Source organism: Cupriavidus sp. (assembly GCF_057315035.1).
In genome coordinates this window covers 150,392-166,058 of the sequence record NZ_DBHKYV010000009.1, presented here as the reverse complement: position 1 = coordinate 166,058, position 15,667 = coordinate 150,392, and the positions used below count along the sequence as shown (strand labels likewise).

Sequence of the window (15,667 nt, the reverse complement as noted above, 5' to 3'; positions counted from 1 at the left end):
ATATCGTGACGGCAACAAGGCCGGCGGCACCGCTGGTGGTTGAGGAATGGACCCATGAAGATTCTGGTGATTGAAGACGAGCCCAAGACGGGCGAATACCTGCGCAAGGGGCTGACCGAGTCGGCCTTCGTGGTCGACCTGGCCGTGACCGGCGCAGACGGTCTGCACCACGCCATCGAGGGCGACTACGACCTGATCGTGCTGGACGTGATGTTGCCGGGCATGAGCGGCTGGGATGTTCTCAGCAAGCTGCGCGAGCGCAAGGACACGCCGGTGCTGTTCCTGACGGCCCGCGACGAGGTGGAAGACCGCGTGCGTGGACTCGAATTGGGCGGCGACGACTATCTGGCCAAGCCGTTCGCATTCGTTGAGTTCCTGGCGCGGGTGCGTACGCTGCTGCGCCGGGGGCCGGTCCGCGAGGCCGACCGCATCGAGGTGAGCGACCTGGAGATCGACCTGATCCGCCATCGCGTGATGCGTGCCGGCCAGCGCATCGACCTGACGCCGCGTGAATTCGCGTTGCTGCATTTTCTGGCCAGGCGCAATGGCGAAGTGCTCAGCCGCACGCAGATTGCATCGCATGTCTGGGATATGAACTTCGACAGCGACACCAATGTGGTGGACGTTGCGATCCGCCGGCTGCGCGCCAAGATGGACGATCCGTTCGCCCCGAAGTTGATTCATAGCGTGCGCGGCATCGGCTATGTGCTGGAGATCCGGCAATCGTGAACCCGATGCGTTCACTGACGGCGCGGCTGGCGCTGGCGTTCGCATTGATCGCGGGTTGTGCATTCGCGGGCGTCGGCTTCTATCTCTATCGCGCGCTGGCCATGCAGATCATCGAGCGCGACGACTCCGAACTGCTGCGCAAGGCGGTGCGCACGCGAGGCGAACTGGCAGAGTTGGTGACGCCACCTTCGACGCAAGGCGACCCGTGGCAGGAAATCCGCGGCATCGTGGCGGGCAATGAGGAATTTGGCCTGCGGCTGCTTGACGCCAACGGCGCCGTGCTGACAGGCGCTGGCCCGGCAGCCGGGGCGATACCGGACCTGCCAGTGCTTGCAACCGGAGTCGTGCCCGACCAGACCGGCATCCGCACCTGGAGCAATGGCCGCGACATTCCGGTACGTGGGCTGGCCATGCTGGCGCGGACCGGCTCCAGCGCAACGCCGCTAAGGGTGGAGCTCTATCAGGTGGCCGCGTCACGCGTGGCCTTGCTGCGCGACTATCGGCTCAAGCTCTGCCTTGCCGTGGCGCTCGGCGCGCTCGGTGCGGGTTTGCTGGGCTACGCGGCATTGCACGCCGGCATGGCGCCGCTGCGCCGGATTGCGGCTGGGACCGCGGCCGTCACGTTTGCGAGCGGCGTGCTGCCGGTGGACCCCGCGAGGCTGCCGGCCGAACTCGATGAACTGGCGCGCGCGCTACAACGGATGATCGACCGCCTGCGCGAGCGCTATGAGCGCCTGTCGCAGTTCTCGGCGGACCTGGCCCATGACTTCCGTACACCGATTGGCAACCTGCTTGGCCAGACGCAGGTGGCGCTGTCGAGCGACAGGTCGGCCGAGGAATACCAGACGCTGCTGGCGTCGAATGTCGAGGAATATGAGCGGCTGTCGCGCATGATCGAAAACATGCTGTTCCTGGCGCGCGCCGACAATGCACGCGTGGCGATGAAGGTAACGGAACTCGATCTGCGCGACGAACTGGCCCGCCAGGCCGACTACTTCGAACTGCTGGCCGACGCGCGCCAGATCTCGATCCGGGTGGACGCGCATGGCATGCTAGGCGCCGATGCCACCTTGTTCAGGCGTGCGCTGGGCAATCTGCTGGCCAACGCCGTCAGCTATTCGCCAGACGGCGCCACCATCGCACTGCGAAGCCGGCAGGTTGGTGCGACGGTGGAAATCGAAGTCACCAACCCCGGCCCGGGCATCGCGGCCGAGCATCTGCCCCGGCTGTTCGACCGCTTCTTCCGCGGCGACCCGGCACGCGCGAATTCAGGTGAGTCGTCGGGCATCGGCTTGTCCATCGTCAAGACCATCATGGACCTGCACAATGGTGACGTACAGGTCGAATCGGTGCCAGACGGGTTGACGACGTTTCGGCTGGTGTTTCCGGGGTAGTTGATGTTCTCCCCTCTCCCGCGTTTGCGGGAGAGGGGCGGGGGAGAGGGCCAGCGGCTCAAAATGCGATCAGCGGCAAGCAGAACCTCATGCCCTCTCCCCCAACCCCTCTCCCGCGCGCGGGAGAGGGGAGCAGGTTTGCGGATTGGCCGCGGGCAGCGCGGTAATATACGCCGTCCCGCTCTTAGAACTGGAAATACCGCAATGCAAGTACTGGTTGACGCAGACGCCTGCCCGGTGGTCGTCAAGGAAATGTTGTATCGGGCCGCGCAACGTGTCGGCGTTTGCGTCACGCTGGTAGCAAACCAATACCTGCGCACGCCGCCTTCGCGATTCATCAAGTCATTGCAGGTGCCGGCAGGCTTCGACGCCGCCGATAACCGTATCGTCGAACTGGTCGACATCGGTGACCTCGTGATTACGGCCGACATCCCGCTTGCCGCCGCCGCGATCGAAAAGGGCGCCCAGGTGCTTGACCCACGTGGCACATGGTTTAGCCGCGAAAACATCCAGGAGCGGCTGACGATGCGTGACGTGATGGACCAGTTGCGCGCGTCCGGCATCGATACCGGCGGCCCGGCGCCGTACTCGCCCCAGGACAGCAAGGCATTTGCTGGCCAATTGGACCGTTTCCTGGCGCGCCATGTGTCGCCGGGGGCGGGTGCCTAGTTGTTTGCCGAAATCGCGATGGTTGGCCAGATCTGATTGCAAGTCAGAAAATCCGCTCAAATCCGCTCAAATCCGCTCAAATCCAAGCGAATCCGCTCAGGAATCCGGGAATCCGCTCAGTATCCGCTCAACTTGAGCGGATACTGAGCGGATACTGAGCGGATTCAGGTGTCAGTATCAAGGCCTGACCTTCAGATCACCGCCGCCCAATAGGTCCGCGTATTCGTAAACTCGCGAATCCCGGCGGATGCCAGTTCACGCCCGTACCCTGACTTCTTGGTCCCGCCGAACGGCAGGCGCGCGTCGGAAGCTGTGATGGCGTTGATGAATGCGGCGCCGCTTGTCACGCTCCGGGCCACGGCCAGCGCGCGCTGGGTCGACCCCGCCCAGACGCTCACTGACAGCCCGAATGGCGTGGCATTGGCCAGGCGCACTGCGTCGGCATCGTCCCTGGCTACCGCGATCGCGGCCAGCGGGCCGAACGTCTCTTCATCGAACGCGGCCATGCCCGGTTGCATATTGCCGAGGACCGTCGGCGCGTAGAAGTTGCCGGGGCCATCCATGGCCTTGCCGCCTGCCAGCAGCACGGCGCCGGCATCGAGCGAGCGGCGGACCTGCTGGTCCAGCGCGTCACGCAGGTCGGGGCGCGCCAGCGGTCCCATCTGTGTGGCAGCCTCATTCGGATTGCCGACGACCAACGCCTTGGTGGCCTGGACGAACCGCTCGGTAAATGCCTTGGCGATGCCCTCCGAGACAATGAAGCGCTTGGCGCAGACACAGCTTTGGCCTGCGTTATGGAAGCGTGCCTTGACGGCGGAGGCAACGGCGGTATCGAGGTCGGCATCGTCGAGTACGACAAAGGCGTCGGACCCGCCCAGCTCCAGCACGGATTTCTTCGACGCCCGGCCGGCGGCCGCGCCCACGGCAGCGCCAGCGCGGTTGGAGCCGGTCAGCGTGACTGCGGCAATCCGGTCATCGTGGATCAGTCCGTCGATCACCTGCGGCACCTGCGGTTCGGCCACCACCAGCGTCGTGACCAGGTGCCTGGGCAGGCCCGCATCGACGAACAGTTTTTCGAGTGCCAAGGCACAGCCGGTGACATTGGGCGAGTGCTTGAGCAGCACACCATTGCCGGCGGTAATGGCGGGGATGGCAAAGCGCATCACCTGCCAGACCGGGAAGTTCCACGGCATCACGGCCAGTACCAGGCCGATGGGCTCGTAGCTGACCCACGCGTCCACGCCGTCGATGCTGGCCTTCTCGTCGGCCAGGATCTGTTCGGCGTGGTCGGCATAGTAAATGGCCGTGACCGCGGACTTTTCCAGTTCACCGGCCGCTTCGGCACCCACCTTGCCCATTTCGGTGGTGATCAGTTCGGCAAACGGTTTGCTCTGGCGACGCAGTTCGTCGGCCAGGCGGCGCACCGCGGCAACGCGTTCCGCGAGCGGTTGCTGGCCCCATGCCAACGCGGCGGCATGGCCAGTGCTCACAGCGGCTTCGATTTGCGCGGTCGTCCAGCCTTCGTAGGTCTGGAGCGTGGCGCCGGTGCTCGGATCATAAGTCGTGATGGTGTTCGTCATGGTCGTGGCTATCCTCGGTTCTCAGGCGTGATGGAAGAGCTGGTTGCAGATCGTATTGACCTGGCTCCCCTTGACCACACAGCGTTCGGCTGCCTCGCGCCATTTCGCGAAATGAGGCGCGGCGCGATGGGCGTCGATGGCGGCCGCATCGTCATACAGTTCGTAAAACATGAAGTGATGCGGATTCTTCGAATCCTGCGTCACGTCAAAGTACTTGCAGCCAGCTTCGTCCTCGAAGGTACGCGTGGCGTTCTCCTTGATGGCCGCCAGGAATTCTTCGAGGCGTTCCGGATAGACATCGAGGGAAACAATCAGGGCGATCATCGCGGGTCCTTGTCAAACGTTAAGAAGGGCAGGCAGGTCCGTGCCCGTTTCGGTGCCGAGCTTCACCATGCTCTGCCACGTGTTGTCAGCCAGCGAGATGCCTGCCTCGCTGTAGAGGGCGGTATTACGGTCTTCCAACTCGCCCGGGAAGAAGATCTCTTCGATGCCGTGCGCGGTTGGAACCGCCTTGATCTCATCGATCAGCGCTTCCATGCGCTGTTCGAACTCGGCAAGCGGCATGGTCGACTTGATGTCGATGGTGATCAGCAGGTGGCCACAGCCGCTCGGACGGTCAGCCTCATAGGGACCCGCGACATGCGATCCGAACTGGCTGCCGGTCAGCACACCCGCGAGCACATCCATCATGAATGAGATGACATAGCCCTTGTGGCCAGCCATCGGCAGGATCAAGCCATGAATGGCGTCCTTGGCATTGGTCGTCGGGACGCCGTTCTCGTCGGCGGCCCATGTGTCCGGAATCTCGACGTCGCGTTCCGCCGCAAGATAGATCTTGCCGCGCGCGACCGCGGTATTGGCAATGTCCATCACGGCAACGCCACGGCGTCCCCCGGGGGCGGCGATCGACCACGGGTTGGTGCCGACGGTCTTGGTCTTGCCACCCCATGGCGCCATGGCCGGGCTCGCGTTGGTGGCAAGGATCGCCACGCAACCCTGCTGGGCCGCCATGCGCGTGAAGTAGGCGGCGGTGCCGAAGTGATTCGAGTTGCGAACGCCAACGGCGCTGATGCCGTGCTGGCGGGCGCGCTCGACGCCAAGCTCGACGGCCTTGGCGGACAGCACCTGCCCAATGCCGTGACGACCATCCATCACGGTCACTGCGCCGCCATCCATGACGATCGCGGGTTCGGTCACGGCGGTCATCACGCCGCTGCGCAGGCGTTCCACGTACCAGGGCAGCCGCAGCATGCCGTGCGAGGAATGGCCCCATAGTTCCGCCACGACCAGGCTATCGGCCAGAAGATGCGCGTCAGCGGCGGGAACGCCAAGGGTTTCGAGGACCGCTGTACCGAAACGGGTCAGTTCCTCGGCTTGAATGGTAGTAGGCATGTCAATCTCCAGGTCATGCAATGTTTGGTGTGCGACGGGTGTGCGGCAAGTGGCCGGGCGCATCAGATCGGATAGGCGCCGGTGAGACCTCCGGCGACCAGCATCACCACCCCGACAAGAACCGCGCGCCAGATCGTCTTGCGGGCGTGTTCGCCAAGCTCGACCTTGGCCAGGCCCGCCAGCAGCAGGAACGAAGGCACCAGCGGGCTCGACTGATGCAGCGGTTGCCCTACGATGGCCGCACGGGCCATCTCGACCGCCGAGATGCCATAGTGCGAAGCGGTCTCCGCCAGGATCGGCAACACACCGAAGAAGAACGCGTCGTTGCTGGTAAAGAACGTCATCGGGATGCTGATCACGCCGGTGACGATGGCCAGATGCGGTCCCCACGATGCCGGTATGATTGCGACCAGCCATTTCGCCATGGCTTCGACCATGCCGCTGCCGCTGAGGACACCGGTCAGCACCGTAGCGGCGAATACCATTCCCACCACGCCAACAATGCTCGATGCGTGGGACTTGATCTGATCGGCCTGGTCGGCCACGCGCGGAAAATTGATGACCAGCGCGATCGACACGCCCAGCAGGAATACCACCGGCGAGGGAATGACTTCGACCACCAGCAGGGCCATCACGGCGAGCGTCAGCAGCGCATTCACCCAGGTCAGACGTGGCCGGGCGTGAGGGCGCTGGATAAGATGTCCATCGCTGGAAATCGGCGCCGCAAAATCATCGGCGGCCGATGCTACCGATGCTGTCTCAGTAGACGCATCGATACGTACCGCGCCGATGGCACCTGGATTGGGAAGCGCCATGGCGGCGCTCGGCACTGCCACGTATCCGGCCGATGCAGCAGCCGCGCTGCTCCGACGGCCAGTCCCCAGGAAGCCCGAGTCTTGCTGAATTGCGAGATGCCCAATGCGGGCCCGCTCGGCGCGGCCCAGCAGCCACGCGAGGAACAGCAGCGCACCAACGGAGATGGCAATGGCGGGTGCCATCGGCACGAAGATGTCTACCGGGTTGAGCTTGAGCGCGGCGGCGGCACGGGCCGTCGAGCCGCCCCAGGGAACCGTGTTGAGGATGCCATTGGCTGTTGCCGCAATGCAGGTCAGCACCCACGGGTTCATGCCGAGACGCAGATAGATCGGCAGGAACGCCGACGTGACAATGATGAACGTGGTCGAGCCATCGCCATCGAGTGACACGATCGCCGTCAGCAATGCCGTACCGATTGCCAGGCGCACCGGATCGTTGTGTACGAACCGCAGAATGGTCCTGATAAGCGGATCGAACATGCCAACGTCGATCATCATCCCGAAGTAGATGATCGCGAAGAACAACAGGCATGCGGTAGGCGCAACCGTTCGGATCGACTTGATGATGGCGTGCCCGAGGTCGAGACCGCCGCCCGCAATCAACCCGAAGATGATCGGGACCAGGATCAGCGCAGCCACCGGCGTGAGCCGTTTGGCCATGATCAGTGTCATGAATGCGGCAATCATGCCGAAACCGAGAATTACCAGCATCGTTGTCTCGCGTCGTTGTTATGGACCGGGTCGTAGCTTGCCTGCATGGCTGGCCGGGGATGGCCAGCGAGGCGCTGCGTTGGTGGGGGCGGTCGGAATTTCAGGGTGAAGGACGCCTGCGCCCCGAGTTAAGTCGGGGGCGGTCCTTTGCTACATGGCCTTCGGGCGCGGGACTCAGTCCTTGCCGTGTTCCGCTGCCACCGGATTGGTGGTGCCCGATTCAGTCAGCGTGCGCGTCGCGTCGACAGTGGCGTAGATCCACATGATCTTCATCGGCTTCGTCTTCGACAGGTTGCGGAAGCGATGATTGACGTTCGGCGGAATGAACGTCACGTCGTGGGCCTTGAGCTGGTATTCCAGTCCGTCGATATCGAGGATCGCCTCACCTTCCATCAGGACCACGCTTTCCTGGCAATTGTGGCTGTGGAAAGGAATCTCCACGCCGCCGTCGAACGAGGTGTAGCCGGTAATGAAGCTGGTCGTCCCGAGCTCGCGCGACACCAGCGGCGTGGTGCGGGCACCGCCACCACGCTCATGCGTGGGCAATGCTTCAGGCTTGAGAAGAACGGCGCCGGAAGGGGTCTTGGTAGTCATGCTTTGTCTCCGATCTGGAAGATGTCGTCAAACAGGTTGCCGTGACGGCTCCCTTTTGTGGCGTTGATGCGTTGCATTGATTATGGTTTTTTGTGATCAGAGAATGCAAAGTGGATTGCGTAAGAGTTTACCCGTAGGTGGATGGATTGAAGTGCTTGTGAGTCGACGGGACGCGACGTTGACGCTACCTCAGGCCAAGAAGTGGGCAGCGCAGGGTAGGGGAAGGAAGCGTAGAAATGAAAACGCAATCGCGAAGTTGCGATTGCGTATCGAGGGCGCGGAAGTAAATTGCCCTATTTGATCAAAAGAAACAGTCTGTCAGGCGGCGCTCTTGAACACGGATTTGCTGCGGACCTTGCGCTGTCGTGCGCCCTCAAGGTGCTCTCGCATCAGGCCGGCGGCCTTGAGCAGGTCCTGTGCCGCAATTGCGTCCAGGATCGCAAGGTGTTCGATGGCCTGTTCCTGGCGCGGCTTCCGGTCCTTGGCCTGGCCGTATTCGACCAGCCGGCGCAGCGAATCCATACGCTTGATGGACTGCACTAGGAAACGGTTGCCGGACCACTTGGCAATGGTCTCGTGAAAGCGGCTGTTCGACTCGAACAGTTCGATGGGCGTCATGGTCTTGTATCCACCATCGACAATGGCGCGCTGCTGCCGCTGCAGCGAGGCCAGTTCAACCGGGTCGGCCCGGAACCACGGGCTCAGCAGGCCGGTCGGCTCCAGTGCAGTGCGGTAGAGATAGCTTTCCTCATAGGCCTGCGGGGAATCGATCATCGGAAGAAAGGTCCAGCCATGGCCGATCGAGCGCTCGACCCAACCTTCTTCCTGAATCCGGGAAAGCGCCTTGCGCAACGTGCTGCGGGCAACGTCGTACTGGCGCATCATGTCGGCTTCGGTGACAAAGTCGGCAAGCGCACCGCTCAGGCGGTCTTCCGCAATCCGGAGGTGAAGGGGGTCGTCCGGCTCCTCCGACAGTTCCTGCGCAATGCCCGACAGCTGGGCCGCATCCTTGCCGAGGAAGAAGCCGCGGTTGTGGTCGTGAACCACGGCGCCGATCTCCACCAGATAGCGCAGCGCCACGTTTACCGGCGACCGGGATACCCCAATGCGTTGGGCCAGCACACTCTCGGCCAAGTGGTCGCCGGCGCGCAGGCTGTCCATGCGGGCCAGTGCGACGATTTCCCGTGCGACACGCGTTTGCAACTGAGAGAGATTCATGGTTCGGCAGGCGGCAGAAAATAACGTCGCCGGTGGGGTCGAACCAGTCGGCGGCATGGTTACGGATGGCATTTTGCCATGCCGCCCGACAATCGCACAGCAAGCACCCGCTTCAGCCGGCTTCAGTCGATCCGCATGCCCAGCTGCTGGATAAGCTTTGACCACTTGTCGTTTTCCCGCCGAATCAACGCTGCGAACTCGGCCGCGCTGCCTGCCGTGGGCTCATAGAGCTGGCTGCGCAGCTTGTCGGCGTTGCCCGGCTCCCTGAGTCCGGCGAGCAATGCCTGGGCCAGCTTTTGTGACGCGGCTGCGGGAGTGCCTTTCGGTACCACGGCGCCGGCCCATGATGTGGCTTCGTAGCCGGGCACAGCTTCCGCCATGGCCGGGACGTCGGGCAAGGCGCTGGCGCGCTTGGCGGAAGTCACCGCAATGGCTCGCAGCTTGCCGGCCTTGATGTGCGGCAGCGCAGCAAGCGGATCGGCGATACAGGCGTCCACTTCGCCGCCAAGGACCGCTACCACGGCCGGCGCCCCGCCCTTGTAGGGAACGTGCACCAGATCGATCTTCGCCAACGACTTGAGCATTTCCCCGCCCAGATGGTTGCCGCTGCCGTTGCCGGCCGAACTGTAGGTCAGCTTGCCCGGCTTTGCCTTGGCCAGTGCAATGAATTCCCGCAGATTCTTCGCCGGAACGTTGGGGTTCACAACCAGGATATTGGCTACCGATGCCATCCATGCCAATGGTTCGAAGTCGCTCACCGAGTAGCCAGGCTTTGAATACAGGTGCGGATTCAAAGCCATGGTCGACAGATTGACGAACGTCATCGTGTAGCCATCGGCCGCCGCACGCGCACCGGCAACAGTGCCGATATTGCCGGCGGCACCTGGGCGGTTGTCGATGATGATCGACTGCCCCAGCAGTTCCTGCGCCTTGCCCTGAATGGTGCGGCACAACAGGTCTGCGCCGCCGCCAGCGGCCTGCGGGACGATAAAGGTAATCGGCTTCGACGGGAACGTGCCTTGCGCCCACGCCGCGCGCGGCGAAAGCAGGCCAGCCAGCGGGGCCGCGAGGATGCCTTGCACGATGGCGCGCCGACGCATGTCGATGAGGGATTTCATGCCATGTCTCCTGTTTTGTGGATCTTGTTTGCGTATAGCTTTTTATGATCATAGAATGCACTAACGCTGGCGGCAACATATTTGCTGGGGAGATTCGGGAAATGTGTAGTCTTACGCTCAATACCTGCATGAAACTAGGGTAAACATGGTTGATAGTCGATGCCGGTCAGTGGTCGTAAGGCCTCGGCGTGCATAGTGGAAAAATTGCGTTTATAGATTCCCAAGTGCAGTGACTGCGCTGGATTGCCAAACATGAAAAACAGGAGGGGACGTGCCGACAATCGCCTATACAGGCTGCCGTACTACGGCGAAGCGCAAGGCAAGGGGGCGTGGCATCGAAGTCTTTGCCGTGGGAGACGGCGGGGAATGGAACCACGCGCAAACCATTGGGGGGCTGGTCAATCCATCGTATCTGCTGGTCGATCAGCAGAGATTGCTGCTGTTCTGTGTCCACGGCGACCAGGAGCAGGTCAGCTCATTTCGCATCGATGCGCGCGATGGCAACTTGACCGCGCTGAACACCCAGTCCACGGGAGGGAAGAATCCTGTGCATCTTGGCCTTACACAGCATGGCGACTGTCTTGTGGTGGCCAACTACGCAAACGGGACTGTCGCGGCGCTTCCGGTCAAGCGCGACGGAAGCCTCGGCGCTGTGTCCGACTCACTGACCTTAATTGCCAGCCCGGGTCCGCATGCAAGCGAGCAGCGCGGCCCGCATCCCCATCAGGTTTTGCGTATCGCGGGGACGGACCGCTTTATCTTTCCGGACAAGGGGGCGGATGCCATATGGTTCGCCGAGTTCGACGGCGCGTGCCAGGGCTGGAACCGCGAATCGCTGCAGCGGGTCAGCGCCCGGCCGGGCGCGGGACCACGCCATGGGGCGCTGCATCCCACCATGCCGCTGCTGTACATCGTGAATGAACTCGACTCAACGCTAGCCACCTACCGCCTCGATGCTGCAGGGCATTGCGAGCTTCAGGGTATGGCCAGGCTGTTGCCGGCAGGTTATGCGGGGGCCAACCAGTCCGCCGGCATTGTTCTCGACCAGAAGACTCAGCGGCTATTCGTAAGCAACCGCGGTCACGACACGTTGTCGGTCCTGGATATCGATGCGGGAAACGGGTTGCCGAATTTGACGGGCTGGGTGCCAGGCGGGGGAGCGACGCCGCGATTCATCACGAGTGACCCGGCGCAACGCAACCTGATCGTGGCCAACGAGGGCTCCGACACGATCACGATGTTTGCGATTCACGGAAAGGACAAGCGCGAGGCCCTTGGTGCGCCACGATGCGTGGTATCGACCGGCAGCCCGACTTGCGTAGCGTTCTTTGAGGTGTAGTTCTCCCCTCTCCCGCGAGCGGGAGAGGGGCGGGGGAGAGGGCCAGCGGTTCAAAATGCGATCAGCGGCAAGCAGAACCTCCTGCCCTCTCCCCCAACCCCTCTCCCGCGGTGCGGGAGAGGGGAGGCAACCATTACAACTACATTCAAGCCTTCAACACTTGCCCAATCGCATGGGCTACCACGCCCACGTTGCGTTCGTTCAAGCCGGCCACGCACATACGGCCCGAGCGAAGAACGTACACGCCGTGTTCGTTCTTCAGGCGGTCGACCTGGTCGGCCGTCAGGCCTGTGTACGTGAACATGCCGCGTTGCGTGATATAGCGCGACAGCTTTTCGCCGCTGACATGCGCGCGCAGCTGGTCATGGATGGCCTGGCGCATGCTTGCGATGCGCTGGCACATGGCCGCCAGTTCCGCTTCCCAGCTCTTGCGCAGTTCCGGCGTGGTCAGCACGCGTGCCACCACGCGGGCGCCGTGCGTGGGCGGGTTGCTGTAGTTGGCGCGCACGGCGCCGGTCAGTTGGCCCAGTACGCGGCTGGCTTCGTCGGCGCTCTGGCAGACTACGCTCAGTCCACCGCAACGTTCGCCATACAGCGAGAAGTTCTTCGAGAACGAGTTGGCCACCAGGCACGGCACGTTCTGACGGGCCAGTTCGCGTACCGCGAAGGCATCGTCGTCCAGGCCGGCACCGAAGCCCTGGTAAGCCATGTCGACGAACGGCAGCAGCTTGCGGGCCTTCAGTACGCCAATCACCTGGCGCCACTGGTCTTCATTGAGGTCCACGCCGGTCGGATTGTGGCAGCAGGCGTGCAGCAGCACGATGCCACCTTGCGGAATGGCTTCGATAGCCGCGAGCATGGCGTCGAACTTCAGGCCACCGGTCTCGGCATCGTAGTACGGATAGCTGTTGACCTTGAAGCCGGCACGCTCGAACACCACGCGGTGGTTTTCCCAGCTCGGATCGCTGATCCACATCTCCGCGGTCGGGAAATAGCGCTTCAGGAAATCGGCGCCCACGCGCAGCGCACCGGAGCCGCCCAGCGTCTGCAGCGTGGCGATGCGGCCTTCGGCGCGCGCGGCGCAGTCTTCGCCGAACACCAGTGCCTGCACGGCCTGGCGGTAGGCCGCGATACCGGCCATCGGCAGGTACGGGCGCGGGCCCATGTCCGACAACAGGGCGGCCTCGGCCTGCTCCACGGCCTGCATCACCGGCAGGCGGCCTTCTTCGTCAAAGTAGATGCCGATGCTCAGGTTGACCTTGCTGGTGCGCGGGTCTTGCTGGAAGTCCTCGTTAAGCGAGAGGATCGGGTCGCCGGGAAAGGCTTCGATGTGTTCGAACATGGGATGCGTCTGGCTTCTGGTTCAGGGGCGGCGGCCCGGGTCGGGGCCGCACAGGACGATCGGATTACTGGATCTGGGCACTGGCGGCCGGCAGGGCCGAACCGGCATTTTTTTGCCGGAGGCGATAGCTTACGCCAAGAACGGCAAGCCAGACCGGAATCAGGTACACCGACAGGCGCAGGCCCGGCGTCAGGAACATCACCACCAGGATGCCGGCCAGGAATGCCAGCGTCAGGTAGTTGGTCAGCGGGTAGCCCAGGCTGCGGAACGTGGTGGTCTGGCCGGCCTGGCGCTTGGCGCGGCGGAACATCAGGTGAATGATGCTGATCATCGCCCAGTTGATGATCAGGGCGGACACCACCAGCCCCATCAGCAGCTCGAAGGCCTCGCCGGGCATGAAGTAGTTGACCAGCACGCAGATACCGGTGGCAACCGCCGATACGGCCAGCGCGGTCAGCGGAATGCCGCGACGGTTCACGCGCAGCAGGGCACGCGGGGCGTTGCCTTGCTGGGCCAGGCCCAGCAGCATGCGGCTGTTGCAGTAGACGCCGCTGTTGTAGACCGACAGCGCGGCGGTCAACACCACGATGTTGAGCACGGTAGCAACCAGATCGCTGTTCATCGCATGGAAGATCAGCACGAACGGGCTGCCGCCGGTGACCACGTTCTGCCACGGATACAGCGACAGCAGTACGGCCAGCGCACCAACGTAGAAAATCAGGATGCGGTAGATCACCTGGTTGGTGGCCTTGGGAATGCTCTTGCCCGGGTTGTCGGCTTCCGCCGCGGTAATCCCTACCAGTTCCAGTCCGCCGAACGAGAACATGATCACGGCCATTGCCATCACCAGTCCGCCAAAGCCGTTCGGGAAGAAGCCACCGTGCTGCCACAGGTTGGCCACGCTGGCTGCGGGGCCGGCGTTGCCGGAGACCAGCAGGTAGCCGCCAAAGCCGATCATGCCGACGATGGCAACGACCTTGATGATCGAGAACCAGAACTCCATCTCGCCGAACGATTTCACGCTGGCCAGGTTGATGGCGTTGATGATCAGGAAGAAAGCCAGCGCCGAGATCCACGTCGGGATGCCGGGCCACCAGTACTGGACGTAGATGCCCACGGCCGACAGTTCGGCCATGCTCACCAGGATATAGAGCACCCAGTAGTTCCAGCCGGACATGAAGCCGGAAAAGTGGCCGCAGTATTTATTGGCAAAGTAGCTGAACGAGCCGGCAACCGGTTCATCGACAACCATCTCGCCGAGCTGGCGCATGATGAAGAACGCGACGATGCCGGCGAGGGCGTAGCCGAGCAATACGGAAGGGCCGGCAAGCTTGATGGTCTGGGCAATGCCCAGGAACAGGCCGGTGCCGATGGCGCCACCCAGCGCAATCAGCTGGATGTGACGATTCTTCAGGCCACGCTGGAGCGTGCCTTGGCTATCAGGAGCATGCATGGATTTGTCTTTCCTCTACCCATTCTTGTGGAATGGCATCGCGCCTCTATCGGACGGGCGCGTTCAAAAAAGCGCCGGCGCGGGTAGCGCCGGCCGCAGGGTTTGCGCCGGCAACCCGCAAGGATACCGGCACAGGCTTGGAAAAGCAGGGGATTGGTGATGGCCTGGATCAAATCCAGGCCTTTTGCGTCACACCTTCAACGTGCCACGCTCGATCTGGTCGCGTTCGAGTGATTCGAACAGCGCCTTGAAGTTGCCTTCGCCGAAGCCATCGTCACCGGCGCGCTGGATGAATTCGAAGAACACCGGGCCAAACGCGGTCTTCGAGAAAATCTGCAGCAGCAGGCGCGGACGACCGCCTTCGGTCGTGCCGTCCACCAGGATGCCACGCGCCTTGAGCTGGTCAACGGGCTGGCCGTGACCGGGCAGCCGGGTGTCCAGCGCCTCGTAGTAGTAGTCGTTCGGCGCGGTCATCAGGTCCACGCCGGCCATTTGCAGGCTGTCGATGACTTCGAGCAGGTTGTCCACGGAGAACGCAATGTGCTGGATGCCTTCGCCATTGAACGCCATCAGGAATTCCTCGATCTGGCCTGCGCCCTTCGACGACTCCTCGTTCAGCGGGATGCGGATCTTGCCGTCTGGCGCGGTCATCGCCTTCGAGGTCAGGCCCGTGTATTCGCCCTGGATATCGAAATAGCGAATTTCGCGGAAGTTGAACAGGCGTTCGTAGAAATTCGCCCAGTAAGCCATGCGGCCACGGTAGACGTTGTGCGTCAGGTGGTCGATCAGCTTGAGGCCGTGGCCCTTGGGGTGGCGGTCCACGCCTTCGATGTATTCGAAGTCGATGTCATAGATCGACTTGCCGTCTTCGAAGCGGTCGATCAGGTAGAGCGGCGCGCCGCCGATGCCCTTGATGGCGGGCAGGCGCAGTTCCATCGGGCCGGTGGCGATCTCGATCGGCTGGGCGCCCAGCATCAGCGCGCGGTTGTAGGCCTTGTGTGAATCCTTGACACGGAATGCCATGCCGCATGCGCTCGGGCCATGTTCGGCGGCGAAATAGGCGGCTTCACTGTGCGGCTCGTTGTTGATGATGAAATTGATGTCGCCCTGGCGGTACAGCACCACATCTTTCGAGCGGTGGCGGGCTACCAGCGTGAAGCCCATTTTCTCGAACATCGGCTCAAGAACGTTGGGCGTGGGCGAGGCAAATTCAACAAACTCGAAGCCCATTAGTTGCATCGGGTTTTCAAAGAGATCGGCCATGGTCAGTGCGCGCGGGGGCGTAAGTGGGGGTAAGCGGATGGAAATAATAT

General features: G+C 62.8%; 14 protein-coding genes. 4 read left to right on the top strand and 10 right to left on the bottom strand.

The features are described 5' to 3' along the window. The first annotated feature begins 54 nt into the window (after positions 1–54). The 3 genes from ACO550_RS14700 to ACO550_RS14690 all read left to right on the top strand — a co-directional run bounded on the left by ACO550_RS14700 (position 55) and on the right by ACO550_RS14690 (position 2,792). Positions 55–729 carry a heavy metal response regulator transcription factor gene (locus ACO550_RS14700; RefSeq protein WP_315598396.1) on the top strand — a complete coding sequence of 225 codons (675 nt, stop codon included), beginning with the start codon at positions 55–57 and terminating at the stop codon, positions 727–729. A 5-nt stretch (positions 730–734) separates the two neighbouring features. Then, a complete protein-coding gene (locus ACO550_RS14695) occupies positions 735–2,123 on the top strand; it encodes a heavy metal sensor histidine kinase (RefSeq protein WP_315598397.1) in 1,389 nt (462 codons plus the stop codon). Between the two features lie 204 nt (positions 2,124–2,327). Continuing rightward, positions 2,328–2,792, top strand: a complete 465-nt coding sequence (locus ACO550_RS14690) for a YaiI/YqxD family protein (RefSeq protein WP_315593058.1) — start codon at positions 2,328–2,330, stop codon at positions 2,790–2,792. Positions 2,793–2,983: 191 nt separating this feature from the next. Here the strand turns inward: ACO550_RS14690 and ACO550_RS14685 are convergent, their stop codons facing one another. The 7 genes from ACO550_RS14685 to ACO550_RS14655 form a co-directional block, all read right to left on the bottom strand. Further along, positions 2,984–4,372, bottom strand: a complete 1,389-nt coding sequence (locus ACO550_RS14685) for an aldehyde dehydrogenase family protein (RefSeq protein ID WP_315593059.1) — start codon at positions 4,370–4,372, stop codon at positions 2,984–2,986. Between the two features lie 21 nt (positions 4,373–4,393). Further along, on the bottom strand, positions 4,394–4,696 hold the full coding sequence (locus ACO550_RS14680) for a putative quinol monooxygenase (RefSeq protein ID WP_315593060.1): 303 nt from the start codon (positions 4,694–4,696) through the stop codon (positions 4,394–4,396). Between the two features lie 12 nt (positions 4,697–4,708). After that, positions 4,709–5,764: an Ldh family oxidoreductase gene (locus tag ACO550_RS14675; protein WP_315593061.1), complete on the bottom strand. Its 1,056-nt coding sequence runs from the start codon at positions 5,762–5,764 to the stop codon at positions 4,709–4,711. Positions 5,765–5,826: 62 nt separating this feature from the next. Further along, a complete protein-coding gene (locus ACO550_RS14670) occupies positions 5,827–7,290 on the bottom strand; it encodes a citrate:proton symporter (RefSeq protein WP_315593062.1) in 1,464 nt (487 codons plus the stop codon). 174 nt (positions 7,291–7,464) lie between these two features. Next, a complete protein-coding gene (locus ACO550_RS14665; protein WP_315593063.1) occupies positions 7,465–7,884 on the bottom strand; it encodes a cupin domain-containing protein in 420 nt (139 codons plus the stop codon). A gap of 318 nt (positions 7,885–8,202) precedes the next feature. Further along, entirely contained in the window at positions 8,203–9,102 is a 900-nt protein-coding gene (locus ACO550_RS14660) for a GntR family transcriptional regulator (RefSeq protein WP_315593064.1), read from the bottom strand. Between the two features lie 122 nt (positions 9,103–9,224). After that, entirely contained in the window at positions 9,225–10,220 is a 996-nt protein-coding gene (locus ACO550_RS14655) for a tripartite tricarboxylate transporter substrate binding protein (RefSeq protein WP_315593065.1), read from the bottom strand. 271 nt (positions 10,221–10,491) lie between these two features. Here ACO550_RS14655 and ACO550_RS14650 point away from each other — a divergent pair, with 271 nt between their 5' ends. Next, entirely contained in the window at positions 10,492–11,559 is a 1,068-nt protein-coding gene (locus tag ACO550_RS14650; protein ID WP_315593066.1) for a beta-propeller fold lactonase family protein, read from the top strand. A gap of 145 nt (positions 11,560–11,704) precedes the next feature. On the opposite strand, the gene ACO550_RS14645 is transcribed toward ACO550_RS14650, so the two are convergent. From ACO550_RS14645 to hppD, 3 genes are all read right to left on the bottom strand, one after another. After that, positions 11,705–12,901 (bottom strand): amino acid aminotransferase, encoded by a 1,197-nt coding sequence (locus ACO550_RS14645; protein ID WP_315593067.1) that lies wholly within the window; start codon positions 12,899–12,901, stop codon positions 11,705–11,707. 64 nt (positions 12,902–12,965) lie between these two features. After that, positions 12,966–14,354 carry an amino acid permease gene (locus ACO550_RS14640; RefSeq protein WP_315593068.1) on the bottom strand — a complete coding sequence of 463 codons (1,389 nt, stop codon included), beginning with the start codon at positions 14,352–14,354 and terminating at the stop codon, positions 12,966–12,968. A gap of 189 nt (positions 14,355–14,543) precedes the next feature. Next, positions 14,544–15,617 carry a 4-hydroxyphenylpyruvate dioxygenase gene (gene hppD, locus ACO550_RS14635; RefSeq protein ID WP_315593069.1) on the bottom strand — a complete coding sequence of 358 codons (1,074 nt, stop codon included), beginning with the start codon at positions 15,615–15,617 and terminating at the stop codon, positions 14,544–14,546. Positions 15,618–15,667 lie beyond the last annotated feature (50 nt).

Coding starts and splice junctions, on each gene's coding strand:
- ACO550_RS14665 (WP_315593063.1), bottom strand. CDS start 7,884: ATGACTACCAAGACCCCTTCCGGCGCCGTTCTTCTCAAGCCTGAAGCA.
- ACO550_RS14670 (WP_315593062.1), bottom strand. CDS start 7,290: ATGCTGGTAATTCTCGGTTTCGGCATGATTGCCGCATTCATGACACTG.
- ACO550_RS14680 (WP_315593060.1), bottom strand. CDS start 4,696: ATGATCGCCCTGATTGTTTCCCTCGATGTCTATCCGGAACGCCTCGAA.
- ACO550_RS14645 (WP_315593067.1), bottom strand. CDS start 12,901: ATGTTCGAACACATCGAAGCCTTTCCCGGCGACCCGATCCTCTCGCTT.
- ACO550_RS14685 (WP_315593059.1), bottom strand. CDS start 4,372: ATGACGAACACCATCACGACTTATGATCCGAGCACCGGCGCCACGCTC.
- ACO550_RS14675 (WP_315593061.1), bottom strand. CDS start 5,764: ATGCCTACTACCATTCAAGCCGAGGAACTGACCCGTTTCGGTACAGCG.
- ACO550_RS14660 (WP_315593064.1), bottom strand. CDS start 9,102: ATGAATCTCTCTCAGTTGCAAACGCGTGTCGCACGGGAAATCGTCGCA.
- hppD (WP_315593069.1), bottom strand. CDS start 15,617: ATGGCCGATCTCTTTGAAAACCCGATGCAACTAATGGGCTTCGAGTTT.
- ACO550_RS14690 (WP_315593058.1), top strand. CDS start 2,328: ATGCAAGTACTGGTTGACGCAGACGCCTGCCCGGTGGTCGTCAAGGAA.
- ACO550_RS14655 (WP_315593065.1), bottom strand. CDS start 10,220: ATGAAATCCCTCATCGACATGCGTCGGCGCGCCATCGTGCAAGGCATC.
- ACO550_RS14640 (WP_315593068.1), bottom strand. CDS start 14,354: ATGCATGCTCCTGATAGCCAAGGCACGCTCCAGCGTGGCCTGAAGAAT.
- ACO550_RS14695 (WP_315598397.1), top strand. CDS start 735: ATGCGTTCACTGACGGCGCGGCTGGCGCTGGCGTTCGCATTGATCGCG.
- ACO550_RS14700 (WP_315598396.1), top strand. CDS start 55: ATGAAGATTCTGGTGATTGAAGACGAGCCCAAGACGGGCGAATACCTG.